This window comes from Cobetia sp. ICG0124 (assembly GCF_004006355.1).
GTDB lineage: Bacteria > Pseudomonadota > Gammaproteobacteria > Pseudomonadales > Halomonadaceae > Cobetia > Cobetia marina.
In genome coordinates, this window is record NZ_CP024893.1 from 1,163,605 (window position 1) to 1,189,010 (window position 25,406).

Genomic DNA, 25,406 nt, shown 5'->3' on the forward strand with positions numbered 1-25,406 from the left:
AGCCTCCAGTCTACGTTGCCGCCTGATGTTCTGATGTGTTAGAGGTCTACCTTGTCCTTGTACTCGCAGAGATCCTCGATCACGCAGCTGCCGCAGCGTGGTTTGCGTGCCACGCAGGTGTAGCGGCCATGCAGGATCAGCCAGTGATGGGCGTCGACCAGAAACTCCTTCGGTACATGGCGCATCAGCTTGTGCTCGACCTCCAGCACGTTCTTGCCCGGCGCGATTCGCGTGCGATTGGAGACGCGGAAGATGTGCGTGTCCACCGCCATGGTCGGCTGACCGAAGGCGGTGTTGAGCACCACGTTGGCGGTCTTGCGGCCCACGCCGGGCAACGCTTCCAGTGCCTCGCGGGTCTGCGGCACCTCACTTCCATGCTGCTCGATCAGCATGCGGCAGGTCTTGATGACGTTCTCGGCCTTGGTATTGAAAAGCCCGATCGTCTTGATGTACTCCTTCAGTCCCTCGACGCCCAGCGCCAGAATGCTCTCCGGGGTATTGGCGACCGGATACAGCCTGGCGGTGGCCTTGTTGACGCCCACATCCGTGGCCTGGGCCGAGAGCAGGACCGCGATCAACAGCTCGAAGGGCGTCGACCACTCAAGCTCCGTGCGTGGCTCTGGATTCTCGTTGCGCAGGCGGGTGAAGATCTCGAGACGTTTCTGGGCGTTCATGGCAGCTCGGTCAGGAAATCGTGCCGGTGACGCGCACGCGACGCGAGGCCTTGGGCGCATCCACGGCTGCTGCCTTGCGGCGCTGCTCGAGGCGCTCATCGATGGTCTTCTTGCCCGCGATGATCAGCCCCATGCAGAAGAAGGCGCCGGGCGGCAGCACCAGGAACAGGAAGGAGTAGTCCGGGAACAGCGTCAGCTTCCAGTCTGCGGCCACCGGCCCGAGCAGCAGCTCCATGCCCGCAAACAGCGTGCCTTGACCGAACAGCTCGCGCATGCCGCCCAGCAGTACCAGCACGGCCATGAAGCCCAGCCCCATCATCAGCCCATCGGTGGCCGCCGGCAGCACCGGGTGCTTGGCGGCGAAGGCATCGGCACGCCCGAGAATCGCGCAGTTGGTGACGATCAGCGGAATGAAGATGCCCAGAATCTGGTAGAGCTCATAGGTATACGCCTTCATCAACAGCTCAGCGCAGGTCACGAAGGAGGCGATGATCATCACGAAGGCCGGCAGGCGTACCGCCGACGGCACCAGATTGCGGATCAGTGACACCGCCACGTTGGAGCCGACCAACACCAGCAGGGTGGCAAGTCCCAGGCCGATGGCATTGACGACGCTGGCGGTGACGGCCAGCAGCGGACACAGGCCCAGCAGCTGTACCAGCGCTGGGTTGTTGTCCCACAGGCCGTCGCGGCTGATCTTGCCAAGTGAGATATCACTCATGAGGTTCATCTCCGCCGTGTTCAGAAGTCGCTGATGGCGCAAGCGTGCCGTCAGCGGAGGGAGCGTGTGCGGTGTCCTGTGCCTTGGCGGCGCGGCGTGTCGCGGTCAGCGTCTCGCTGTCGCCGGCCAGCAGCGCCGTGCGATGCGCCATGAAGTAGATCAGTGCCTGACGCACGGCCCCCACGACCGCACGCGGGGTGATGGTCGCGCCGGTGAACTGGTCGAAGTCTCCGCCATCCTTCTGCACCTTCCATTCCACCGAGCTGAGCGTCTGGTCGTCGAACTCATGGATCCATCCGGACTTGCGGGCTTCGATCTTGTCGCCCAGTCCCGGGGTCTCGGCGTGCTTGACGGCGCGCACGCCGGCCACGCTGCCATCTGCCCGGATACCGACCAGCAGGCGGATATCGCCGCTGTAGCCCTTGCCGGTGACCACCGGCAGCAGTACCGCGACGGTCTTGCCATCCCGAGTGGCGCGCCAGCCGGTGTCGGCGCTTTCCAGTCCCAGCACCTGGGAGGGCGGCAGGACGAAGGCATCGTCGAGCAGGTCATTGTCGTGCAGTGACGGCGGGATGATCTCGGCAAGCGCGGCGCTCTGGGCGGCACGCTCGTTGTCCGCGATGGTGTCGGCGGTGGTCATCTGGGTGACGGCCACCACGCCGGCGGTGACGATGGCGAACACCGCCAGGCCCGAGGCGGCCCGCGCGATGTTGTGCTTCAGGCCTCGCGCGGCCTGGGTTTGCTGTTCGGGCTGATCCGGCGTCAGGCTCATGCCTTGTCCTCCAGCTTGATGCCGCGACGGGCCTTCTTGTGGCCATAGCTGCGGGGCTGCGTGTAGTAATCGATGAACGGTACGCTGAAGTTCATCAGCAGCACCGCAAAGGCGATGGCATCCGGATAGGCACCGAAGGTGCGAATCAGATAGATCAGCACGCCGATACCCGCGCCGTAGTAGAGCTTGCCCTTGTTGGAGGTCGCCGCCGTGACGGGGTCGGTGGCGATGAAGAAGGCACCGAAGATCGCCGCGCCGCATAGCAGGTGGAACAGCGGGCTGGCATGCTGATCGCCCTCCATCAAGAAGAAGATACCCGAGATCACGCTCAGGCTGCCCAGCATCGCCACCGGGATATGCCAGGTGATCAGGCGACGTGCCAGCAGCACCAGGCCGCCGAGGCCCCAGGCGATGGCGGTCTGCTGCCAGGCCAGCAGGTTGGCGGCGGGCAGCAGGCTCGGGTCGGCCCAGAACTCGCTGCTGGAAAGCTCGCCCTTGTTGCGGAAGGCGTCCAGCGGTGTGGCGCCGGTCAGGGCATCCGGCGTGGCGATCATGCCGAAGAACTGCCTGAGGCTGTCGGCGAAGCCGAGCGTGAAGCCATCGGGGGCCGACCAGCGCGACATCTCGACCGGGAAGGAGATCAGCAGCAGCGCATAGGCGACCATCGCCGGATTGAACGGATTCTGGCCCAGGCCGCCGTAGAGCTGCTTGGCGACCACGATGGCCGCGACCACGCCGGTCAGTACCAGCCACCAGGGGGCCAGCGGCGGCAGCGAGACGGCCAGCAGCACGCAGGTGACGAGCGCCGAGTTGTCCTTGAGGAAGAAGCTGACCGGCCGTCCGCGCAGCTTGAGCAACAGCGCCTCGAGCGCGATGCCGGTCAGGCAGGCGAAGACGAGATTGAACAGCACGCCCCAGCCATAGTGCCAGCAGAGTACGGCGATGCCCGGCAGCGTGGCAGCCAGCACCCAGGCCATCACGCGCGAGGTGGCGGTGGGCCCATGGGCATGGGGAGAGCTTGCGTGCATCAGGCTCATGAGGCGTTCAGATCCTTGCGGTAAATGGACAATGACGTGTGGCGTGCGGTGCAGCGGCCTGCCAAGGGGGCGGTGAAGGAACGCGCGTCACTCATTGCGCGTCCACCAGTGCCTGTACCTCGGCCAGCGACTCGCGGGCGTGTTCCAGATTGCGGCGCGTACGGTCGACCTTGGTGGCCAGTCGCTGGCGGCTTTCGTCATCTGCCTCGCTCAGTGCCGCCTCTGCCTTGCGATGGGCCGCCTCGGCCGCCTTGACCGCGATGCTGACCTGCTTGTGACGCTTGGCGAGGTTCTCGGCGCGCGATGCCTCGATCTCGGCCTGGGAGAGCGTCACGTTGCTGGCCATGCTGCCACGTCCCACCGATCCTGCGGCAGCCTTGGGGGCCTCGGGAATCAATTCACCCGCGCCCTTGGCGGCAGGCGGCGCGTCAGTGCCGTCAGCTTGCGCGCTGGTCAGGCGAACCTCGGCGGCGCGCAGGTTTTCCTGTGCGGTGGCCAGCAGGGTCTGCAGGTCCTCGATATCGCCTTCACCGCTTTCGCTGGCGCGGGCCAGCGCCTTCTCGGCCTTCTTGACCGCGATATTGGCGGCTGCACGCGCCGTCTTGAGCGCCTTGAGATCGGCAGCCGGGGCAGCTGCGCCTGTCGTGCAGGTGCTTGCCGCAGCAGGCGCAGCTGACTCGAGGAGGCGTCGCTGGCGGCCTTGAGGTCGGCTTCGGCCTTGGCAAGTCGCGCCCTGGCATCTGTCACGCTGGCCTCCAGCGCCGCGATGTCACCCTCACCGCTATCCTGTGCCGTCTTGAGGGCCTTCTCGGCCTTCTTGACGGCGATGTTGGCGGCGGCACGCGCCGTCTTGAGGGCCTTGAGATCGGCTGCCGGGCCGCAGCGGCTGGCAGCTGTCGCTGCGCAGCGGTGCTTGCCGACGCGCAGTGTTGGCCGGAGCTGAGGCTGGGGCCGCTGCGTCGGACTCGCTGGCCGTCGCTGGCGGCCTTGAGGTCGGCTCTCGGCCTTGGCCAGTCGGGCCCTGGCATCCGTGACGCTGGCCTCCAGCGCCGCGATGTCACTGGCGCTGCACTCGCCACTGTCCTGTGCCGTCTTGAGGGCCTTCTCGGCCTTCTTGACGGCGATGTTGGCGGCGGCACGCGCCGTCTTGAGCGCCTTGAGGTCGGCTGCGGGCGCAGCGGCGGCGGGTCGTGGAGGTGCGGGGCGCCGCAGCAGGGGCAGCTGACTCGCTTGCCTCACTGGCGGCCTTGAGGGCGGCTCTCGGCGCTGGCAAGCTTGGCCTTGGCCGCGGTCACGTTGGCCTCAAGCGCCGCAAGATCACTGGCGCTGCTCTCGCCACTGTCCTGAGCCGCCTTGAGCGCCTTCTCGGCCTTCTTGAGGGCAATGTTGGCCGCGGCGCGCGCCGTCTTGAAGGCCTTGAGGTCCGTCGCCGCTGCCGGCGCCGACGGAGCGGCGGCACTCGCTGTGGACGTCGTATCGGCGGCAGTCGCGGTCTCGGCGCGCGCTGAGGCGGCCTTCTGGGCGGCCTGGGCACGCTGCTGGCGCTTGGCTTCCTTCTCGGCTTCCTCGCGTGCCATGCGCGCCTGCTTGAACTCGAAGCGGTGACGGGCGCGCTCTGACTTGCGCGCGTCGTGCTGGGCGGTACGAATCTCGCCCTTGGCGAAGCGGTAATACTGCACCAGCGGAATCTGGCTGGGGCAGACATAGGAGCAGGCACCGCACTCGATGCAGTCCGCGAGGTTGTAGAGCTCGGCCTTGTCGAACTCGCGAGACTTGGAGAACCAGTAGAGCTGCTGCGGGAGCAGCTCCGCCGGACATGCCTGCTCGCACATGCCACAGCGGATGCAGGGTTGCTCGACAGCGGGGGCCGGCACCGCCTCAGGCGAGGAGGCCAGCAGACAATTGGTGGTCTTGATGATCGGCAGGGCGTCACTCTCGAGGGTGAAGCCCATCATCGGCCCACCCATCACCAGACGGGCGATGCCGCTCGCAGAAGGAGCAGCCAGGCGCAGCAGGTCACCGATGGCGGTGCCCAGGCGAGCCTCGACGTTGTGCGGGTGCTGCAGGGCCTCGCCGGTCAGGGTGACGACCCGCGAGATCATCGGCTCGCCGAAGCACACCGCACGCTGCACCGCGCGCACGGTGCCCGGATTGTGCACCACCACGCCGACATCCGCGGGCAGGCCGCGACTGGGCACTTCGCGATCAGTCAGCAGCTTGATCAGCTGCTTCTCACCGCCGGAGGGGTACTTGGTCGGCACCACTACGACTTCCAGACGTGAATCCAGCGGCGGCAGGCGCTTGTCGGCACGCCGGGCGCGAATCGCCTGCTCCAGCGCGATGACGGCCTCGGGCTTGTTGTCCTCGATACCGATCAGGATGCACTCGGGGCCGATCAGGCTGGCGAGAATCTCGAGCCCTTCGATCAGCGCTTCCGGATGCGTGCGCATGGTCAGGTCATCGGCGGTGATGTAAGGCTCACACTCCGCCGCGTTCAGAATCAGGGTGTCGATGGCGTGGCGCTCACGCACGCGCGCCTTCACCGCCGAGGGGAAGCCCGCACCGCCCTGGCCGACCACGCCGGCATCCTGCAGGCGCTGGATCAGGTCCTGGGCTTCCTGCTGGCGCCAGTCGCGCCAGGCCTCAAGGCGCGCCCATTCATCGATCTCGCTGTCACGCTCGATCACGATGCACAGATCTTCCAGGCCCGAGACGTGAGGGATCTGACGCGGCTCGATGGCGGTGACCACGCCGGTGATGCTGGCATGCACCGGCGCGGAGATCATGCCCTGGGCGCGAGCGATCAGCTCACCGGTCTTCACGCGCTGGCCGATCTCCACCAGCGGCTGGGCGGGCGCGCCGATATGCTGACTGAGCGGCAGTACCACCTCATGGGGCAACGGGGCAGCCACCAGCGGGGCGCGATTGGAGAGTGCCTTGTGTTCCGGCGGGTGAATGCCGCCGTGGAAGTCGAATACGCGGGGAGCGCTGTCACGGACGTCACCATGGACTTGAGCAACGACAGAACCATCAGGCGACATTCCTTGCAGAGGTGGCGGTAGCGCGCTCTTGCGGGGCAGCGTCAGTGACGATCAGGCTGCCGCTGAAGCGGGTATTGTCTCGGGTCGGGCCGGCCGGCTGTGGCCAGTGCCAGCTGCGCACGTCGGTGGCGACCGGCACCATGTCGATGCAGTCCACCGGGCAGGGCTCGACGCACAGGTCGCAGCCGGTGCATTCGTCGGCGATCACGGTATGCATGTGCTTGGCGGCGCCCAGGATGGCGTCCACCGGACAGGCCTGGATGCACTTGGTGCAGCCGATGCATTCGTCTTCGCGAATCACCGCCACCTTGGGGGCGTTGTCGGCATCGCCATCCAGCGGCGTGGCCTCGCGCCCCAGCAGGTCGGCCAGCGAGGCGATGGTGCTCTCGCCACCCGGTGGGCACTTGTTGATCTCGTCCCCCTCGGCGATGGCCTGGGCATAGGGCTTGCAGCCCGGATAGCCGCACTGGCCGCACTGGGTCTGCGGCAGCAGCTGGTCGATCTGCTCGACGATGGGGTCGCCCTCGACCTTGAAGGCCACCGAGGCGAAGCCGAGCAGGCCACCGAAGACGATCGCCATGGCCACCAGCGCGATGATGGCGGAGATCAGCGTATGGTCGTTGAGGAAATCGAGCATGTCAGATCTGCACCAGTCCGGAGAAGCCGAGGAAGGCCAGCGACATCAGGCTGGCGGTGATCATCGCGATGGCCGGGCCCTGGAAGGGGCGTGGCACATCGGCGAAGGCCAGGCGCTCACGCATGGCGGCGAACAGCACCAGCACCAGCGAGAAGCCCACGGCCGCACCGAAACCGTAGAGCGTGGCTTCCATGAAGCTTGAATTGCGGTTCAGGGTCAGCAGCGCCACGCCGAGCACCGCACAGTTGGTGGTGATCAGCGGCAGGAAGATGCCCAGCACCTGGTAGAGCAGCGGACTGGTCTTCTTGACCACCATCTCGGTGAACTGCACCACCACGGCAATCACCATGATAAACGCGATGGTGCGCAGGTACTCAAGCCCCAGCGGCGCGAGGATGAAGTGGTAGGTCAGGTAGGCGCACATCGAGGACAGAGTGAGCACGAAGGTGGTGGCCAGCGACATGCCCATCGCCGACTCCAGCTTGTTGGAGACCCCCATGAACGGGCACAGGCCGAGGAACTGAACCAGCACGAAATTGTTGACCAGGATGGTGCTGATCAGGATAAGAAGGTATTCACTCATCAGGGGCGTCGCTCGGTCAGGGTGTTTCGAAGGCGCTCTGGTGTACGGGAGCGTCGAGCGCGGCAGCATTATACGCAAGATACTGCCTGCCGACAGCCTGTAGCGTGGCAATCAAGGCGCAGTGTTGCCAGTGTGAGACGGCCATTGTTTCGTGTTTTGCTTGGTTCTTGAAGTAATAAAGAAGAATTCCTTTATTACTTTTTATGATTTTGGCGTTGCCAGTGTCTCTTCATCCTCAAGGGATTGCACAAGGAGTGGGATATGCGTCGATCGGGTTCGCGCGGCAGGCGGCCGTTGTGGGTCATTGTCATCGTGGTCATCCTGGCGGGAATTTCCCAGCTGACGGGCAATGGCAACCTTTCGCTCACACAGTGGTGGAGCGACTTCCGCTCTCCGCAGGCCGGGGCAGGAGCAGGGCACCGGCTCCGCGGATGAGCAGCGCCTGCGCGATGCCATCCGCGCGCAGCAGAGTGATGTGCAGGTGCGCGGCACGGGGGAGGTGATACGCCTGCTCCGGGATGATCTCAAGGGCAGTCGTCATCAGAAATTCCTGATTCGAGTGGCAGGCGGGACCACCATTCTGGTGGCGCATAACATCGATCTCGCGCCGCGTATCGACAGTCTTCAGGTCGGGGATCGCATCGGCTTCTACGGGGAATACGAGTGGACCGACAAGGGCGGCGTGATCCACTGGACGCATCATGATCCCGGTGGCCGCCATGTGGGCGGCTGGCTGGAGCATGCCGGCCGTCGTTACGAGTGATCGTGATACTGCCGAGTCCTTAGCCAGATGCCTGAACGACAACGCCCCGCCAGAGACTCTCTGGCGGGGCGTTGTGCTGAAGAGCCCTCAGCATGTCAGTGCATCAAGTGACGCGCTGACCCGGCTTGGCACCGGTGTGCGGCTCCAGCAGGTAGATGCCTTCGTCATCACCGGCGGCCAGCACCATGCCTTCGGAGACACCGAAGCGCATCTTGCGCGGTGCCAGGTTGGCGACCATCACGGTCAGGCGGCCTTCCAGGGCTTCCGGCGCGTAGGCGGACTTGATGCCGGAGAATACGGTGCGCGTCTCGCCACCGATATCCAATGTCAGCTTGAGCAGCTTGGCCGCCTTCTCGACGTGCTCCGCCTTGACGATCTTCGCCACGCGCAGGTCGGTCTTCATGAAGGTGTCGAAGTCGATCTCCTCGGCGATCGGATCGGCGTCGAGCGGGCTCGGCGCGGCGGCAGCTTCCGCCTTGGCGGTGCCGTCCTTGATCTTCTGCTCCTCGACCAGCACTTCGCGCGAGGCTTCGAGCATCTTGTCGATGCGCTCCGGCTCGACGCGGGTCAGCAGCGGCTTGAACTTGTTGATGGCATGATCGGTCAGCACGCTTTCACGGCTGGCCCAGTCCAGGCTCTCGAGGTTCAGGAAGTCGCGCGCCTTGTCGGCCAGCTCCGGAATCACCGGCGCCAGATAGACCATCAGCTGACGGAACAGGTTGATGCCCACGGAGCAGACCTCGAGCACTTCCTGCTCGCGACCGTCTTCCTTGGCCATCGCCCACGGCGCCTTGTCGGCGATGTAGGTGTTGGCTTCATCGGCCAGCTCCATCACCTTGCGCATGGCGCGGGCGAATTCACGGGCTTCGAAGTCCGCCGCGATGCCTTCGCCAGCGGCGATGAAGCGCTCGACCAGCTCCGGCTCGGCGCAGGTGGCGGACAGCTTGCCGTCGCCCAGCTTCTTGACGAAGCCGGCACAGCGGCTGGCGATGTTGACCACCTTGCCGACCAGGTCGGAATTCACGCGGGCGGTGAAGTCCTCAAGGTTGAGGTCGAGGTCATCGACGCCGGAGGTCAGCTTGGCGGCGAAGTAGTAGCGCAGGTATTCCGGGTTGAGGAACTGCGCGTAGGTATCGGCCTTGATGAAGGTGCCGCGCGACTTGGACATCTTGGCGCCGTTCACGGTCACGAAACCATGGCAGTTGACGCCGGTCGGGGTGCGCATGCCGGCACCTTCCAGCATCGCCGGCCAGAACAGGGCGTGGAAGTAGACGATGTCCTTGCCGATGAAGTGATAGACCTCGGCGTCGGAATCGGCCTTCCAGTAGCTGTCGAAGTCGATGCCCTGCTTCTCGCACAGGTTCTGGAAGCTGGCGAGATAGCCGATCGGCGCGTCCAGCCACACGTAGAAGTACTTGCCCGGCGCGTCCGGAATCTCGAAGCCGAAGTACGGTGCATCGCGGGAGATGTCCCACTCGGCCAGACCCGCCTCGAACCATTCCTGCAGCTTGTTGGAGATCTGGCTCTGCACGCGGCCGCTCTTGGTCCACTCCTTGAGGAACTCGGCGAAGTTCGGCAGCTTGAAGAAGTAGTGCGTGGAGGTGCGCATTTCCGGGGTAGCACCGGAGATGGCCGAGACCGGATCGATCAGCTCGGCCGGCGTGTAGGCCGCGCCACAGGCTTCACAGTTGTCGCCATACTGGTCCTCGGTCTTGCACTTCGGGCAGGTGCCCTTGATGAAGCGGTCGGCGAGGAACAGGCCCTTGACCGGATCGAACATCTGCTCGATATCGCGGGTGGCAATATGGCCGGCATCACGCAGCGCCAGATAGATGCGCTCGCTGTGGGCGCGGTTCTCCGGCGAGTGGGTGGAGTGGTAGTTGTCAAAGTCGACACCGAACTTGGCGAAATCGGCCTGGTGCTCGTCACTCACGCGCTGGATCAGCTGCTCGGCGGTGACGCCTTCCTGCTCGGCCCGCAGCATGATGGCGGTACCGTGGGCGTCATCGGCGCACACGTAATGGCATTCGTGGCCACGACTTTTCTGGAAGCGTACCCAGATGTCGGTCTGGATGTACTCAAGCAGGTGACCCAGGTGGATCGACCCATTGGCATAGGGCAGGGCACTGGTGACCAGAATCTTGCGCGCTGACATGAGGCCTCGTCTTGACGGTAAAGGGCGCCTGCTGCGTGAAGGGCAGCGGCTCGCCGGAATGACACGTGATAGGGGCGAACGCATCGCCCCGTCGGGATGAGCGCTACTATATCGCGAAGGTGCGGGCGGCGCGAAGGGCGCGTCGCGTCACCAGCAACGCCGCCATGCGCAACTGTGCGGTTGCATCCCTTCCCGGCGCCCTCATGAAGGATGCTATACGCCACTTTTCCCGTTTCTGGAGGTCAGCATGGCAGCTCAACTATCCGTCGCCGGTCAGATCAATCGTCTCATCCGTCAGGTGATGATGCCCGGCAGCAACGCGCGCCCCAACGATGAACCCGGCCCCGAGCTTGCGATGGCCGTGCTGATGTTCGAGGTGGTGCGCGCCGATGACCACCTCGACGTGCGCGAGCGAGAAGCGCTTGCACGCCAGCTGGCCGAGCGTTTCTCGCTGGAGAAGGATGAGCTTGCCAGCCTGTTGTCCCAGGCCGAACAGGATGCCGAACAGGCCACGGATCACTACCGCTTCGTCAAGCAGCTCAACGAGCACATGAGCCTTGAGGAGCGCACCGAGCTGATCGGCATGCTCTGGGAGCTGGCGTACGCCGATGGCGAGCTGGATGCTCATGAGGAGCATCGCATCCGCCGGCTTGCCGGACTGCTGCACGTCAGTCACAGCGAATTCATCCGTACCAAGCTGGCGGCCCAGCCGAACATCAGTTGCGATAGAACAGGTGCTGACCGATGCGCGCGGTGCGCACGAAGCGCTTGGCCCAGTAGGGCGTGGCGTAGCGGGCGTGGAAGTAGAGCGCGCCGTCGGTGACGTCTTCCAGCTGATGGTTGAGCGCCTGACGGGCCACGTCGCGTGCCTCGGCGTAGGCTTCCGGCTCGCGAATCCTGTCGGAACGCCCGTCACACCACCAGGAGAACTGGCAGCTGCCGCTCTCGCCGCCCTGCTTGACCACGCCACAGAGGCTGTCGGGGAAGCGCGGGTCGGCGGCGCGGTTGATCACCACGTTGACGATGCCCTGCATGCCGCTTCGGCCTTCGCCCTTGGCTTCCCAGTAGGCGGCGCGCGCCAGACAGGTCAGCGGGTCGTCCACCGGTCGCTGGCCATTGGGGTCGATGGCGCGGGCGCCGGCCTTGGTCAGCAACAGCTCATCGGGGATATCGTCCTGGCCTCGCACCAGCAGGCTCTCGAGGCGCTCGGCCTTGGCGGCGGCGCTGACGGCATTGGCCTTGAGAGTTTCCATGACTGAACCCGTCCGTCTATCCAAGTTCCTGGCCCATCAGCAGGGCATTTCACGTCGTGAAGCCGAGCATCTCATCGCCCAGGGCGTGGTGCGAGTCGCGGGCGAAGTCGTCGAGGCGCCGTTCTTCAAGGTCACGGATGAGGAAGTCACGGTCGATGAGGGCGCCAGCATGGAGCCCATCGCGCCGATGACTCTGGTGTGGTATCGCCCGCCGGGCGCTCCGCTGCCGGACCCGCTCACCCTGCGTGACGGCGCGCCGCGCAGTGCGCTGGACAACAGTGGTGCCGACTGGCTCAAGGTGCATTTCCTGTCCCAGCAGCCGCTGGCGGAGCTGGCCGAGCAGGAGTCCGGCCTGGTGGTGTGGTCACAGAATCGCGGCGTGATCCGCAAGCTCGGTGATGACCTGGACCAGCTGGAGCAGGAATACGTCGTCGAAGTGGAAGGGACGCTTGATGACGACGGCCTCAAGCGTATCGGCTTCGCGCTGTGCGCCGACATCCGTGGCCGCAAGCCCAAGGTCAGCATCAGCTGGCAGAGCGATACCCGTCTGCGCATCGCCATGAAGCGCGTGCCGGTGGGCGGTATCCGTGGCGCGGTTGAGGAGCAGGGCCTCAAGGTCATCGAGGTCCGTCGTCTGCGCCTGGGCGCGATCCTGCTGGGCCGCATGGCACCGGGCGAGTGGCGTTTCCTGCCGGTCGACGTGCGTTTCTGATTGCCCCCGGGGGCATGGTTTCCTTGGACATGGTGCATCGGCTTGGCCCGTATCGCGGTGGCAGGCATACTGTGCCCATCGTGTTCCACGGCTTTTTTCGCTGACAGTTCAGACGTCTGCGCCTGCTGCGTTGACCGCGCGGCGCAGGCCGTCACAGGAGTTTCAAGATATGGAAGGTATCAAGCACATCGTGGCCGTCGCCTCCGGCAAGGGTGGCGTCGGCAAGTCCACCGTGACGGCCAATCTGGCACTGGCGCTGGCTCAGGAAGGTCTCAAGGTCGGCCTGCTGGACGCCGACATCTACGGGCCGAGTCAGGCGCAGATGTTCGGCGTGCCGACCGGTCAGCGTCCGGAGATGGCCGGTGAGCAGGTCTTCAGCCCCATCGAGGCCCACGGCATCAAGACCATGTCGATGGCTTACCTGGTCGACGTGAAGGACCCGATGGTCTGGCGTGGCCCGATGGTCGCGGGTGCCTTCCAGCAGCTGCTCAACCAGACTGCCTGGGGAGAGCTGGACGTGCTGTTGATCGACATGCCGCCGGGCACCGGTGACATCCAGCTGACCCTGTCACAGAAGGTGCCGGTCTCCGGGGCTGTCATCGTCACCACGCCGCAGGATATCGCGCTGCTGGATGCCCAGAAGGGCATCGAGATGTTCCGCAAGGTCAAGGTGCCGGTGCTGGGCGTGGTCGAGAACATGAGCACGCATACCTGCAGCCAGTGTGGCCACAGTGAAGCGGTCTTCGGTGCCGGTGGCGGTGAGCGCATCGCCGAGGAATACCAGACTCGCCTGCTGGGCCAGCTGCCGCTGACCCTGAGCATCCGCGAGAATGCCGATGGTGGTCGTCCCAGCGTGATCGCGGAGCCGCAAGGCGAGGTGGCCAAGTGCTTCCTCTCCATCGCGCGTCAGGTCATCGAGACCCTGGACACTGCCGAGGCGGACGAAGGCCCGAGCATCAGCTTCAGCTGAGCCTGAGCCGACACGCCGTCGTCGCCTCGTCGCGAGGTTTCCAGCGGCGCAGCGGGCCGGTATCATGCTGGCCCGCGTTTCATGGCGCTCACGCGTCTCTCCCCCATCAGTCAGTCAGGTACGCTCGATGAGCATCAAATCCGACAAGTGGATCCGTCGCATGGCCGAAAGCCACGACATGATCGAACCCTTTGAGCCCGATCAGGTGCGCTTTCACGATGAGCGCCGTGTGATTTCCTACGGCACCTCCAGCTACGGCTACGACGTGCGCTGCTCGGATGAGTTCAAGGTCTTCACCAACATCCATTCGGCGACGGTGGACCCCAAGCACTTCGACGAGAAGAGCTTCGTGGACGTGAAAGGCGATTCCTGCGTGATTCCGCCCAACTCCTTCGCGCTGGCCCGTACCATCGAGTACTTCCGCATTCCGCGTAACGTGCTGACCATCTGCCTGGGCAAGTCCACCTATGCGCGCTGTGGCATCATCGTCAACGTGACGCCGCTGGAGCCGGAGTGGGAAGGGCACGTCACCCTCGAGTTCTCCAACACCACCAACCTGCCGGCGCGCATCTACGCCAACGAAGGCGTGGCGCAGATGCTGTTCCTCGAGTCCGACGAAGTCTGCGAGACCAGCTACAAGGATCGCGGTGGCAAGTACCAGGGCCAGCGTGGCGTGACACTGCCGCGTACCTGAGGCACCAGCATTAGTCGGAAGTTGAACGAAACAATCGATTCAATCACTTGTTTTATTGCCTATGCTTGTCTGCAGGCCACCCCCAGAGTGGCTGCAGGACGGATACCTCCCACAAGCAAGGGGCACGCCATGCCATCGCGTTCACATCGCGCTGTATTCCCTCCGACCAGCGCCAGCGGTCTGGTCCGACGTTTCACTCTGAGCAGTCTCGCGCTCGCCATCAGCACCACGCTGCTGGCGACTCCCGCGCAGGCCTATTCCGACATCTATCTCTTCGGCGACAGCCTGAGCGATTCCGGGCAGTTCCCCGATACCACCCTGGGCGGCCTCAACAGCCTGCGATTCACCAACCGCAGCGGGCCGGATTACGAGAACTCGCCCTATGGCAGCGTCTCGACCCAGTTGCTGGCCACGGAGCTTGGGCTTGCCGCTGAGCCTTCCACCTCGGTGATCTATCAATTGGCCGGCTTCAGTGACGGCACCAACTACGCCGTGGGCGGCTATACCACGGCGCAGATTCTGGCCTCGGTGACAGATGAAGATGGCTCCGAGGTGGTCATCCCCGCGGGCAGCCCGGGCGGTGGTACGGTGCTCAGGGTCGAGGATGGCTATCTGGTCAGCACCGGCGGCAGTGCCGACCCGGACGCGCTCTATTACGTCAATGGCGGTGGCAATGACTTCCTGCAGGGCGTGATCACCTCACCGGCCACGGCGGTCGCCTCCGCCGGCAATCTGGCCGCGGCGGTGGAGGCACTGGCGGCGGCGGGGGCGACTACCATCATGGTCTCCAACCTGCCGGATGTCGGCAGCACGCCGGCCGGTCAGTCGGCGGGTGCCGCGCAGGCGGCGGGGACCTCCGCGCTGGTGGGCGTCTTCAATGACGCGCTGGGTGAGCGCTTGGCGGCGCTGGATGGTCAGGTCAACATCATCCGGCTCGACACCGTCGGCATTCTCGAGGAGGTACTGGCATCGCCGGCCGAGTTCGGCTTTGCCAGCGACGTGCCGCTGACCCAGGTGTGCTTCTCGGACAGCTGCAACGTCACGCCCTATGGGCTGGGCGGAGCTGCAGAAGACCCGGACTCCCTGCTGTTCAATGACGGGGTGCACCCGACCACCGCCGGCCAGGAGATTCTCGCCGACTACGCCTATGCGATGCTCGCCGCGCCCTCGGTACTGGGGTTGGCGCCGCAGCTGGGCACGGGGGCGCTCAATGCCAGTCAGCGCAGCCTCGCCGATGAATTGCGCCCCGGGGCGCAGCATCCGCAGGCGGGAGGGGAGACGGGCGTGCGTGTGTTCGCCATCGGCTCGGCCACTGGCGGCACCGGCGATGGCGAGAGCTCCACCGGCCAGCAAGGCGTTGACAGCGAACAGCGCGGCGCGGGTGTCGGCGTGATGCTGCCGCTGGACAACGCGCTCGGCCGCGCCTGGGGCGGGGTGGCGGTCAGTCAGCGCCATGCGGACTTCGATGTCGACGACGGCAGTGAGCTTGAATTGGAAGGTCAGGTATTCAGTCTGTTCGCCCGTCAGCAGCTGGGCAGAGTTGGCATGCAGGCAGTGGCCAGCTACGGTGACTTCGAGTACGACCTCGACCGCCATGTCGCGCTGGGCCAGTCATCGCGCACCCTGTCCGGTGAGACGGATGGCGATGGCTTCAGCGCCGAGGCGCGTCTCGATTATCGCCTCACCGCCGCCGATTCGCTGTGGTACAACGCGCCCTTCGTGGCCTATCGCCACACCGAGTCCGACCTCGATGGCTACACCGAATCCGGCTCCGCCGCCAATGCCCTGAGCGTCTCGGATCAGACGCTGCGCGATCGGCGTGTCGAGCTGGGCTTCATGGTCGATCGCGCCGTCGCGGATGGCTTCGGCCTCTACGGGGAGCTGGCCTACGGCAAGCGTCTCGATGACGACGCCGAGAGCGCCGAGGTGCGTCTGGCGAGCCTGCCGACCAACGCCTACAGCGCCGAGGATCTCGATCGCGGCAGTGACAACTACCTGCGTGTCGATGGCGGCTGGCGCATGCAACTGGGCCGCAATGCCATGCTGCATCTGGGGGCAGGGTTCGAGACATGGGATGAGGTGACGGCGCGCGGCGAGGTGGGCGTGAGTTATACCTTCTAGAAGCGCAAGCCGCCGAGAGAGAAGGGAAGCGTGAGAGACAAGAAGACCCCGTGACATTGGCATGTCGCGGGGTCTTCTGTTTTCAGCTCGCTGTCTGTCGTCAGTTCGCTGTCAGTTCAGCCTGCCTTGTCAGCAAGGCAGGCAGTGCGGATCAGTCTTCTTCGCCTTCCGGCAGCTCATCGCTGAGCTCTTCTTCCACATCGGCGTGGGAGAGGCGCAGACCGCCCACCGGCAGGTCATGGCCGTCGAGCTTGGCCACTTCGCCGTCGAGCTTCAGGCGGCCTTCGAGGAACCAGCGCACCGCGATCGGGTAGATCAGATGCTCACGCGTGTGCACGCGTTCCTTGAGGCTGGCTTCGTCATCACCTTCCAGCACGTTGGCGACGGCCTGGATCGCCACCGGGCCACCGTCGAGCTCTTCGGTGACGAAGTGCACGCTGGCGCCGTGTTCCTTCTCGCCAGCTTCCAGAACCTTGCGATGGGTATCAAGGCCCGGCCAGGCCGGCAGCAGTGACGGATGGATGTTCATCAGTCGGCCGAAGAAGCGCTGCACGAAGATCGGCGACAGGATGCGCATGAAGCCGGCCAGCACGATGAGGTCCGGCTCGTGGCGTTCGATCACCTTGATCAGGGCGCCATCGTAGTGCTCGCGATTCTCGTACTCGTCATGCGGCAGCACCACGGCATCCACGCCCGCTTCGCGCGCACGCACCAGGCCGTAGGCATCGGCCTTGTTGGAAATCACCGCGACCACGTCGCCGCCCAGCTCATCGTGCTCCTGAGCCTCCAGCAGCGCCTGCAGGTTGCTGCCGCTGCCGGAGATCAGTACCACGACGCGTGGGCGTACCGGCGTGTCATCCGCCTCGAAACCGTTGCCGAAGCCGCCGAGAGTGTCACCGTTGGAGGCGTTGGTAGTCGGTTCGATCATGCGGACAGATTCTCAAGCTGGACCTGTTCTTCTTCGCCCTTGCGTGCACGGATGGCGCCGAGGGTGAAGACCGTCTCGCCCTGGGCTTCCAGGTGAGCGCGCGCGGCATCGGCATCCGCCGCGGCCACGACGACGACCATGCCGACGCCACAGTTGAGCACGCGGTGCATCTCGTGCTCCTCGACATTGCCCTGCTGCTGCAGCCAGTCGAACACGGCCGGACGCTTCCAGCTGGCGACGTCGATCTCGGCGGTGCAATCATGCGGCAGCACGCGCGGGATGTTCTCGAGCAGGCCACCACCGGTGATGTGGGACATGGCATGCACGCTGACATCGCTTTCCTTGAGCAGGGACAGCAGCGGCTTGACGTAGATGCGTGTCGGCGCCATCAGGGCGTCAGCCAGCGGCTGGCCGTCGATCTGCTGCTCCAGCAGCGAGGCATCGGCGACTTCGAGAATCTTGCGGATCAGCGAGTAGCCGTTGGAGTGCGGGCCGGAGGAAGCCAGACCCAGAATCACGTCGCCTTCGCCGACCTTCTTGCCGTCGAGGATTTCGGACTTCTCGACCACACCGACGCAGAAGCCGGCCAGATCGTAGTCACTGCCTTCGTACATGCCCGGCATCTCGGCCGTCTCGCCGCCGACCAGTGCACAGCCGGACTGCAGGCAGCCTTCGCCGATCCCGGTGACGACGTCAGCGGCGATGTCGACGTCCAGCTTGCCGGTGGCATAGTAGTCGAGGAACTGCAGCGGCTCGGCGCCGGCGACCACCAGATCATTGACGCACATGGCGACCAGATCGATGCCGATGGTGTCGTGACGGTTGAGGTCCATGGCCAGGCGCAGCTTGGTGCCCACGCCATCGGTACCGGTGACCAGCACGGGCTGGCGATAGCCTTGCGGCAGTTCGCACAGGGCGCCGAAGCCACCCAGACCACCCATCACTTCCGGGCGGTGAGTGCGCTTGGCGACACCCTTGATGCGTTCCACGAGGGCGTTGCCTGCATCGATATCGACACCTGCATCCTTGTAGCTCAAGGAAGTCTTGCTGGGCGAGGAGTCCTGGGGGCGTTGCGTCATGTGAGGTTCCTGTCGGTGCGGCCTGAGCGGTGAGACACGATCGATCGGGGGAAAGAAAGGGCCACACAGCTTGTCTCAAGGAGTGATGATGCAGCGTAAATGGTGGTTGCTGGCCGCAGGCGTGGCCCTGCTCGGGTTGCTGGTTCTGCTGGAGCCGATTCTGATGCCGTTCTTCATCGGCATGATTCTCGCCTATCTGGGCGACCCGCTGGCCGACTGGCTGGAAGAGAAGGGCCTGTCGCGCCGACTGGCCGTCAGCCTGGTGTTCAGCGTGCTCTCGGTGGTGCTGCTGATCGCGCTGCTCATTCTGGTGCCGCTGCTCGGGCGTCAGCTGGCGCAGTTGATCAGCTTCATGCCGATGGTCTTCAACTGGATACGCGAGACGATCCTGCCGGAAGTGCAGGCCTTCACCGGCATGGATTTCAGCGCCGATTTCGATCAGGTGCGCTCGCTGCTGCTGGGCAACTGGAAGGAAACCGGTACCTTCGCCGCCGCCTTCCTGGGCACCGTCTCCAAATCCGGGCTCGCCATGGCCATCTGGCTGGGCAACCTGGCGCTGATTCCCGTCGTCACCTTCTATCTGCTGCTCGACTGGGACCGCATGAAGGAGAAGCTGCAGGGGCTCCTGCCGCGCCACATGGAGCCGACCGCCACGCGGCTGGCCCATGACTGCGACGAGGTACTGGGGGCCTTCCTGCGCGGGCAGCTGCTGGTGATGCTGAGTCTGGGCATCGTCTATGCCATCGGCCTTGCCATCATCGGCCTCAAGTTCGCGCTGCTCATCGGGCTGGTGGCGGGGCTTGCGAGTATCGTGCCGTATCTGGGGGTCATCGTCGGGGTGTTGATCGCGGCGACGGTGGCCTTCTTCCAGTTCGGCGAGTGGTGGGCGCTGCTGGCGGTGGGCGGTGTCTTCGCGCTGGGACAGCTGCTGGAAGGCGTGGTGTTGCAACCCCTGCTGCTGGGCGACAAGATTGGCCTGCACCCCGTGGCGGTCATCTTTGCCGTCATGGCCGGCGGGCAGCTGTTCGGGTTCACGGGCATTCTGCTGGCGCTGCCGGTAGCCGCCGTGATCATGGTGCTCTTGCGTTATCTGCATGATCGCTATAAAAACAGTACTTTATATGATCAACAGCGTGATTCTCGCCCCGTGGCCGCCAGTGAGCCACCCGCGTCTTCGGCGGCAGAGGATACCCAGTGATCGAGAGAGATCACGGCAACAACAACCAGCATGACGGATGGCAATGACACAGGGACAGATGGCACTCGGCGTCGGGGTACGCGACGCCGCGACCTTCGACAACTACCACTTCACCTCCACCTCGCTGGCAGAGGCCCTCAAGGGGCAGCTTGCTGACGGCGGGGAGCCCTTCGTCTATCTATGGGGCGGTGAGCAGAGTGGGCGTAGCCATCTGTTGCAGGCGGCATGCCATCTGGCGGGAGAGCAGGGCAAGCGTGCCTTCTACCTGCCGCTCAAGGAGATTGGCCACTTCCCGCCGCACATGCTGGAGGGGTTGGACGAGATGGATCTGGTCGCCATCGACGACCTCGAGAGCGTGATCGGCCGCAAGCGCTGGGAAGAGGCGCTGTTCCACCTCTACAACCGCCTGCGTGACAGTGGCCGCCACCTGCTGGTCAGCGCCAGCTGTGCGCCGCGCCTGCTTCCCGTCACCCTGCCGGATCTGGCCTCACGCCTCTCCTGGGGCGTCACCTTCCACCTCTCCGGGCTGGATGACGCCCAGCGCCTCGAGGCGCTCAAGCTGCGCGCCAAGGACCACGGCCTCGCGCTGCCCGATGAAGTCGCCCGCTACATCCTGCATCGCGGGCCGCGCAGCCTGCCGGGCCTGTTCGCCGCGATGATCGAGCTCGACAACGCCTCGCTCTCCGCCCAGCGCAAGCTCACCATTCCCTTCGTCAAGCAGACCCTCGGCTGGTAGGTGGCACCGTTCTTGCTGCCTCTTTCTCATCATCCCTCTTCGAGGACACAAGGCATGAAGCGGCTAGACAAGCACCGGGAACGCATGCACGAACAAGCCAACTCGATCGGCAACTTCCTGGTCGAGGGCTTTCATTATCTGGGGCTGTTCGCCATCGGCGGAGCCATCGCCATTGCCTCGGTGTCGGCCTTCTTCGAGATGTTCGCCAAGGGCTCGGCGAGCGTCGATGATATCCTGCTGCTGTTCATCTATCTCGAACTCGGCGCGATGGTCGGCATCTACTTCAAGACCAACCACCTGCCGATCCGCTTTCTGCTCTACATCGCCATCACCGCGCTGACGCGCTACCTCATCGGTGATGTCTCCCACCACAAGGCCCCCGATATCGGCCTGCTCTACCTCTGCGGCGGCATCTTCTTCCTCGCCCTCTCGGTACTCGCCGTACGCTTCGCCTCCTACAAATACCCCTCCAGCAAAGCCATCGACCCGATGGGCGGCACGGTAGGGGACGAGGACTCGACGCGATAAGCCCGTATTTTAGTAGCTCCTGACAACAAAAAAGGCCGCGATCACTCGCGGCCTTTTTTCATTCCCCACTCAACGTCAAATACAGCCTGCGGCTGCCACCGTGGTCGCGGTGTTCGCCGAGCCAGATGCCTTGCCAGGTGCCGAGGGTGAGGCGATTGACGCCGCGGCGGGCTTCGACGGGTAGCGTGAGCTGGGTGCCGAGCAGGCTGGCGAGTACGTGGGCGGGCATGTCGTCATCGCCTTCCAGCGTGTGGCGGAAGTAGGGCAGGTTGCCGGGCACCAGGCGGCGCAGGAAGGCGTCCATGTCCTGACGCACGTCGGGGTCGGCATTCTCGTTGAGGGTCAGCGAGGCGGAGGTGTGCAACAGCTGCACATGCAGCAGGCCGATACTGACCGGCGGCATTTTGGCCAACGCCTGCTCCACCTCGTCACTGATGAGGTGAAAACCGCGCTTGCGGGCGGAGAGGATGAGAGTGTCGCGTTGCCACATAAAAGTACCTGCGGCATTTCGGCCAATGCCTGCTCCACCTCGTCACTGATGAGGTGAAAACCGCGCTTGCGGGCGGAGAGGGTGAGAGTGTCGCGTTGCCACATGAGAAGCCCTGCCTGTCATTGATTCAGTCCATGCTAAACATGACAAGCCAGAACGCAAAAGGCCAGCCCCGGAGGGCTGGCCTTTTTGCTGCGTGCTGCGCTGGTTCATCTCAAGCGAGAGGAGGGCGACAGCATGGCACCGCTGCCATCACCCGGCAGTGGTGGCGGCTTCGCTGACGGTGCGACGGGCGGCCTTGGCGGTGACGCGCTCCGGTTCTGTCTTGCCGATCTCGCGGGCGAGCCAGTCGGCGAGCATGCGCACGCGGGTCGGGATCGGGCCGCGCGGCAGCAGCATGCCGATCTCGACCGGCGGGATCTCGTCGCATTCCAGACGCTTGAAGGACTGGCCGTTGCGCTCGCTGAGCGAGTTGACCCAGTCGATGGGCAGCACGGCGCGAATCAGGCCATCGGCGACGTAGTCGGTAAGGACTTCGAGGTCATCGGACTGGATGTGATTCGGGCGCGGGTCTTCCGGGTGACGCGAGAGAGAGGTGCCGGAGACCAGCGGTTCCAGCTCTCCCCACGGCAGCTCTTCGGGATGCTCGACATGCGAGGCCGCGTAGGCGGCTTGCTGCCACTGGGTCAGCGGGCGGAAGACGTGAGTGCTGCCGGCGAGGTGCGGGAAGCCGATGACCAGATGCGGCTGGTTCTCGAGAATCTCGCGACCGTTGTGCCACAGCTTCAGCTTGATATCGACTCCGTCATGCTCTGACAGGAAGCTGGTGAGAGCGTGGCCCAGGAAGTGACGACCCAGCGCTGGGGTGGCGTGGATACGAATGGTGCCGGTGAGGTCCGACTGACGATCCTCGATGGCGCGGTGCGCTTCATCATCGAGGTTGGCCATCGATCGTGCGTAGCGGTAGAGAGTCTCACCCGCTTCCGACAGGCGGATACCGCGATGGCCGCGTTCCACCAGGCGAGTGCCGAAGCGGCCCTCGAGGGCGTCGAGGCGACGGCTGACGGTGGATTTGGGCAGGCGCAGGCGTTCGGCAGCACGGGACAGGCTGCCGAGATCCGCGACCATCAGAAAGGTGTTATAGGCGTCGATATCGCTCATCGAATAGGTCCGGTTGTTCAGGGGGTCGGGGTGTGTCGTCAGGGAAACACCCACCTTGTACGGGCCATGTCGGGCCCGTCGCAGCGCAGGGGCTGCACAACGGATTGCCTGTCGATGACCGTGCCCCTCGTACCGCGGGGGGATGCCCCGGGCAAAGACGCGCTCATCGATCAACAACCGCTCCTGTCAGTCGTGCACCGCAGCGCACGTCGACAGGTCTTGCACTTGTCTGAGCAGGCTAACAATATCACCATCCCGTCATTGTTGCATCCAAAGTCGCACGCATTGCGCAATTCCGATCTCCGTGAAACGTGACACCTCGGCAGAATGCGCAACGGCGGGGGACTGGCGTCATTGGCGGCATGACGGCTCAGACGTCAGTGACCGGAGATGGTTCCGTATCTGATGACAGACAGGTGAGAAAAAAAGAAGAATCATTATTATTATTAATCTTGGGAACGCTCCGCTCATGACAGTCTGCCTCTCTTCGCGCCACACCGTCAGCGCTTCACGCGCGACGGCCTTCACTCCTCGTCCGCTGGTCGCGGCCATCGCCTTGCTGTGTGCCGGGACGGTCAATGCCGAGCCGCTGCAGATGCAGACACTGCAGGTCGAGGAGGATCGTCTCGAGGCCACGGCGGTGGTGGACAGCGAAGAGCTTGCCCTGCATCAGGCGCGTGATCTCAAGGACATCTTCCGCGATACGCCTTCCGTCACCGTTGGCGGCACCACGGCCTCCTCCGAGAAGCTCTACGTGCGCGGGCTGGAAGATACCAACCTCAACATCAGCATCGATGGCGCCAGCCAGAACGGCTACCTGTTCCACCACAGCTCCAACTTCAACATCGAGCCGGAGCTGCTCAAGCGCGCCGAGGTCCAGGCCGGGCCGGGGGCGGCGGACAACGGGCCGAACGCGCTGGGTGGCAGCATCAAGTTCGTGACCAAGGATGCCCAGGACCTGCTCAAGCCGGGTCAGAGCTTCGGTGGCATGGTGAAGGGCAGCACGGAATCCGCGGCAGATGCCGTCAAGGGCACGCTGTCGGTGTATGGGGAGGTGGCGCCCAACGCGGGGCTGCTGTTCACCACCAGCGCACGCAACAGCGATGACTACCGCACCGGCGGCGGTGATGAGGAAGAGGGCACCGGCGGTCATCAGCGCAGCTATTTCGGCAAGTTCAGCCTGCTGGATCAGGGCGCGCACAGCCTGCGACTCAGCGCGGAGCACAATGAGGACACCGGCATCTACTGCGTGCGTCCCAACATGGAGTGTCAGCCGTTCAACAACGCCAAGGTCGATACCGAGCTGAGCCGTGACACCTATACCGCCAACTACGATTTCGCACCGGGCTCGCGGCTGGTGGATGTGCACGCCAATGTCTTCCACTCCAGTACGGAAGTGGACCGCACGTCCCTCGCTACCGGCGCCAGCTCGAATGCCAAGGTCGAGAGTGTCGGGGGGGATCTCAACAACACCTTCCGCTTCGGCCCCGAGGCGATGAACAACCGTCTGACCCTGGGCAGTGATTACGTCGAGGATGAATCCAGCACCGCTGGCTTCGACGAGACGGCGCGCAACATCGCGCTCTACGCCCAGCACCGCATGACGCTCGGCGCGGTGGATCTGTCCTTCGGTGCCCGGGTCGATGACTACCGGACCGAATACGCAAATGGCGAGACGCTGGATGACACCGATGTCAGCCCCAACGCGAGCCTCAACTGGCGTGTCGGCGGGGGTGTCGAGCTGTTCACCGGCTATGCCACGGCCGTGCGTGGCAACAAGGGCCGCGAAGCCCTGTTGATCGACGGGGGCGTCGGCCCGGGCGAGACGCTGGTGGTCGAGCCGGGTCTCGAGGCCGAGACCTCGCGCAGCACCGAGGTCGGTGCCCGCTGGAAAGGCGAGGGCATCCTCACCCAGCGTGACCGTGCCGGACTGGAAGTCACCTACTTCGATACCCACTTCGACAACTACATCACCGAAGGGTCGGCGGGTGACGTGACCACCATCACCAACATGGAAGGTATCGTCACCAGCAAGGGTGTCGAGGCGCGAGCCACCTACGGACTGGGCGGCTGGGACATGACGCTGGGCTACCTGACCATGGACCTGGAAGACAACCAGGGCGAGACCGTGGTGGATGACATGGGGCTGGGCAACCAGACCGGAGACCGCTGGAGCCTGGACAACCGTTACACCTTCGCCGACCCGCAGCTGACTCTCGGCTGGACCGTGACCGCCTACGAGCGCCTTACCGACCTGCCGGATGACCAGAGCGAGCGTGCCGGTTACGCCACGCATGACCTCTACGCCAGCTGGGTGCCGGGTGACATGCCGGACCTGACTCTGACGGCCGGTATCTACAACCTGTTCGACAAGGAATACTCCGACCAGAACACCTTCTATCTGGAAACCAACAGCCCACGTGGCATCACGCCGGGCGCCATCACCAGTCCGGGGCGTGACGTGCGTCTGTCGGCGGCGTATCGCTTCTGATCAAAAGGTGCTGGGCCCCGGCCGGCCTGCGTCCCGCGGGCAGGCTGTGCTACCATCGCGACCAAATGTCGGAGAGCCGCTGCACGACTCTTCGCACCGCACTCACGTTCCCGCCCGTGGCGGGTGATCGTACGAATAAGGAAGGATGCATGGCGCTTCTGAAGATTTTTGTCGGCACGATGTATGGCGGCTCACTGGATGTGGCCGAGCAGGTGCAACCGCTGTTCGAGCAGGCAGGCTATACGGTGGAAGTGCTTGACCAGCCGACACTGGAAGACTTGACGGAGACACGCCCGGATCTGGCGCTGTTCGTCACCTCCACCACCGGCAGTGGCGATGTGCCGGGCAACCTGAGCGGCTTCCTCAATGCGCTCTCGGCCCAGTCACCGGCGCTGGACTGGCTGCGTTATGGTCTGATCGCTCTCGGCGACAGCTCCTACGGCGAGACCTACTGCGGTGCCGGGCGTCAGCTGGACGAGCGCCTGGCGGATCTGGGCGCCACGCGCCACGGCGAGCGCCTCGAGATCGATGCCATGGAGACCTTCATGGCGGATGACGCGGCCCTGCCGTGGGTCGAGAGCTGGATTCCGACGCTGCCGGCGACCGCCTGATCCCGTCACGCCGGGCGTGCCCGGCGTCCGACTTCTTCATCGTGTTCGATT

The 25,406-nt window shown here is 64.6% G+C and carries 26 protein-coding genes; 10 read left to right on the forward strand and 16 right to left on the reverse strand.

Translation table 11 applies throughout. From position 1 onward, the window contains the following. Positions 1 to 38 precede the first annotated feature (38 nt). From nth to rsxA, 9 genes are all read right to left on the reverse strand, one after another. Complete coding sequence (gene nth / locus CU110_RS05385) at positions 39 to 674, reverse strand: endonuclease III (RefSeq protein ID WP_077374212.1); 636 nt, start codon at positions 672 to 674, stop codon at positions 39 to 41. A gap of 10 nt (positions 675 to 684) precedes the next feature. Continuing rightward, entirely contained in the window at positions 685 to 1,395 is a 711-nt protein-coding gene (locus CU110_RS05390; RefSeq protein ID WP_084208213.1) for an electron transport complex subunit E, read from the reverse strand. Then, positions 1,388 to 2,167: an electron transport complex subunit RsxG gene (rsxG, locus tag CU110_RS05395; RefSeq protein ID WP_084208214.1), complete on the reverse strand. Its 780-nt coding sequence runs from the start codon at positions 2,165 to 2,167 to the stop codon at positions 1,388 to 1,390. Before rsxG ends, CU110_RS05390 begins: the two co-directional genes overlap by 8 nt. Further along, positions 2,164 to 3,204 carry an electron transport complex subunit RsxD gene (rsxD, locus tag CU110_RS05400; RefSeq protein ID WP_077374202.1) on the reverse strand — a complete coding sequence of 347 codons (1,041 nt, stop codon included), beginning with the start codon at positions 3,202 to 3,204 and terminating at the stop codon, positions 2,164 to 2,166. Before rsxD ends, rsxG begins: the two co-directional genes overlap by 4 nt. 91 nt (positions 3,205 to 3,295) lie before the next feature. After that, the gene (locus tag CU110_RS05405; protein ID WP_127734796.1) at positions 3,296 to 3,550 is read right to left on the reverse strand and encodes a hypothetical protein; all 255 of its coding nucleotides are present in this window, start codon (positions 3,548 to 3,550) and stop codon (positions 3,296 to 3,298) included. 107 nt (positions 3,551 to 3,657) lie between these two features. After that, entirely contained in the window at positions 3,658 to 4,443 is a 786-nt protein-coding gene (locus CU110_RS05410; protein WP_127734799.1) for a hypothetical protein, read from the reverse strand. After that, the gene (gene rsxC, locus CU110_RS05415; protein ID WP_127734803.1) at positions 4,440 to 6,245 is read right to left on the reverse strand and encodes an electron transport complex subunit RsxC; all 1,806 of its coding nucleotides are present in this window, start codon (positions 6,243 to 6,245) and stop codon (positions 4,440 to 4,442) included. The genes CU110_RS05410 and rsxC overlap by 4 nt, the downstream gene beginning before the upstream one ends. After that, a complete protein-coding gene (rsxB, locus tag CU110_RS05420; protein ID WP_084208215.1) occupies positions 6,235 to 6,882 on the reverse strand; it encodes an electron transport complex subunit RsxB in 648 nt (215 codons plus the stop codon). The genes rsxC and rsxB overlap by 11 nt, the downstream gene beginning before the upstream one ends. A 1-nt stretch (position 6,883) precedes the next feature. After that, positions 6,884 to 7,465 carry an electron transport complex subunit RsxA gene (gene rsxA / locus CU110_RS05425; RefSeq protein ID WP_077374196.1) on the reverse strand — a complete coding sequence of 194 codons (582 nt, stop codon included), beginning with the start codon at positions 7,463 to 7,465 and terminating at the stop codon, positions 6,884 to 6,886. Positions 7,466 to 7,814: 349 nt separating this feature from the next. Between rsxA and CU110_RS05430 the strand changes: the two genes are divergently transcribed. Continuing rightward, positions 7,815 to 8,228: a DUF3465 domain-containing protein gene (locus tag CU110_RS05430; RefSeq protein WP_127734806.1), complete on the forward strand. Its 414-nt coding sequence runs from the start codon at positions 7,815 to 7,817 to the stop codon at positions 8,226 to 8,228. 103 nt (positions 8,229 to 8,331) lie between these two features. Here the strand turns inward: CU110_RS05430 and metG are convergent, their stop codons facing one another. The 3 genes from metG to CU110_RS05445 form a co-directional block, all read right to left on the reverse strand. After that, complete coding sequence (gene metG, locus CU110_RS05435; protein WP_084208217.1) at positions 8,332 to 10,383, reverse strand: methionine--tRNA ligase; 2,052 nt, start codon at positions 10,381 to 10,383, stop codon at positions 8,332 to 8,334. 259 nt (positions 10,384 to 10,642) lie between these two features. Beyond that, positions 10,643 to 11,059, reverse strand: a complete 417-nt coding sequence (locus CU110_RS16610) for a hypothetical protein (RefSeq protein ID WP_240665485.1) — start codon at positions 11,057 to 11,059, stop codon at positions 10,643 to 10,645. A gap of 40 nt (positions 11,060 to 11,099) precedes the next feature. Continuing rightward, positions 11,100 to 11,636, reverse strand: a complete 537-nt coding sequence (locus CU110_RS05445; RefSeq protein WP_127734813.1) for a cell wall hydrolase — start codon at positions 11,634 to 11,636, stop codon at positions 11,100 to 11,102. Between CU110_RS05445 and CU110_RS05450 the strand changes: the two genes are divergently transcribed. From CU110_RS05450 to CU110_RS05465, 4 genes are all read left to right on the forward strand, one after another. Further along, positions 11,635 to 12,348: an RNA pseudouridine synthase gene (locus tag CU110_RS05450; protein WP_077374181.1), complete on the forward strand. Its 714-nt coding sequence runs from the start codon at positions 11,635 to 11,637 to the stop codon at positions 12,346 to 12,348. The two genes, CU110_RS05445 and CU110_RS05450, sit on opposite strands and share 2 nt — an antisense overlap. 130 nt (positions 12,349 to 12,478) lie before the next feature. Continuing rightward, positions 12,479 to 13,318, forward strand: a complete 840-nt coding sequence (gene apbC, locus CU110_RS05455; RefSeq protein ID WP_255303307.1) for an iron-sulfur cluster carrier protein ApbC — start codon at positions 12,479 to 12,481, stop codon at positions 13,316 to 13,318. A gap of 127 nt (positions 13,319 to 13,445) precedes the next feature. Continuing rightward, positions 13,446 to 14,012 carry a dCTP deaminase gene (gene dcd / locus CU110_RS05460; RefSeq protein ID WP_043334107.1) on the forward strand — a complete coding sequence of 189 codons (567 nt, stop codon included), beginning with the start codon at positions 13,446 to 13,448 and terminating at the stop codon, positions 14,010 to 14,012. A gap of 129 nt (positions 14,013 to 14,141) precedes the next feature. Then, positions 14,142 to 16,133: an autotransporter domain-containing protein gene (locus CU110_RS05465; protein WP_084208221.1), complete on the forward strand. Its 1,992-nt coding sequence runs from the start codon at positions 14,142 to 14,144 to the stop codon at positions 16,131 to 16,133. A 151-nt stretch (positions 16,134 to 16,284) separates the two neighbouring features. Here CU110_RS05465 and purN read toward each other — a convergent pair whose 3' ends face one another. Next, positions 16,285 to 17,061, reverse strand: a complete 777-nt coding sequence (purN, locus tag CU110_RS05470; RefSeq protein ID WP_084208222.1) for a phosphoribosylglycinamide formyltransferase — start codon at positions 17,059 to 17,061, stop codon at positions 16,285 to 16,287. Then, positions 17,058 to 18,140, reverse strand: a complete 1,083-nt coding sequence (gene purM / locus CU110_RS05475; protein ID WP_077374169.1) for a phosphoribosylformylglycinamidine cyclo-ligase — start codon at positions 18,138 to 18,140, stop codon at positions 17,058 to 17,060. The genes purN and purM overlap by 4 nt, the downstream gene beginning before the upstream one ends. An 88-nt stretch (positions 18,141 to 18,228) precedes the next feature. Between purM and CU110_RS05480 the strand changes: the two genes are divergently transcribed. From CU110_RS05480 to CU110_RS05490, 3 genes are read left to right on the forward strand one after another with little or no spacing between them, the layout of a single operon-like run. Then, positions 18,229 to 19,338: an AI-2E family transporter gene (locus CU110_RS05480; RefSeq protein ID WP_127734819.1), complete on the forward strand. Its 1,110-nt coding sequence runs from the start codon at positions 18,229 to 18,231 to the stop codon at positions 19,336 to 19,338. A gap of 37 nt (positions 19,339 to 19,375) precedes the next feature. Then, a complete protein-coding gene (hda, locus tag CU110_RS05485; protein ID WP_084208224.1) occupies positions 19,376 to 20,074 on the forward strand; it encodes a DnaA regulatory inactivator Hda in 699 nt (232 codons plus the stop codon). Between the two features lie 54 nt (positions 20,075 to 20,128). Then, positions 20,129 to 20,602: a phosphate-starvation-inducible PsiE family protein gene (locus CU110_RS05490; RefSeq protein ID WP_084208225.1), complete on the forward strand. Its 474-nt coding sequence runs from the start codon at positions 20,129 to 20,131 to the stop codon at positions 20,600 to 20,602. 58 nt (positions 20,603 to 20,660) lie between these two features. Here CU110_RS05490 and CU110_RS05495 read toward each other — a convergent pair whose 3' ends face one another. Then, positions 20,661 to 21,092 (reverse strand): secondary thiamine-phosphate synthase enzyme YjbQ, encoded by a 432-nt coding sequence (locus CU110_RS05495; protein WP_084208226.1) that lies wholly within the window; start codon positions 21,090 to 21,092, stop codon positions 20,661 to 20,663. Between the two features lie 252 nt (positions 21,093 to 21,344). Next, on the reverse strand, positions 21,345 to 22,253 hold the full coding sequence (locus CU110_RS05500; protein ID WP_077374153.1) for a LysR family transcriptional regulator: 909 nt from the start codon (positions 22,251 to 22,253) through the stop codon (positions 21,345 to 21,347). Between the two features lie 469 nt (positions 22,254 to 22,722). On the opposite strand from CU110_RS05500, the gene CU110_RS05505 reads away from it, so the two are divergent. Then, positions 22,723 to 24,744, forward strand: coding sequence for a TonB-dependent receptor (locus CU110_RS05505; protein WP_127734822.1), 2,022 nt, complete (start codon positions 22,723 to 22,725; stop codon positions 24,742 to 24,744). 149 nt (positions 24,745 to 24,893) lie between these two features. Further along, positions 24,894 to 25,355 (forward strand): flavodoxin domain-containing protein, encoded by a 462-nt coding sequence (locus CU110_RS05510; RefSeq protein WP_077374146.1) that lies wholly within the window; start codon positions 24,894 to 24,896, stop codon positions 25,353 to 25,355. Positions 25,356 to 25,406 lie beyond the last annotated feature (51 nt).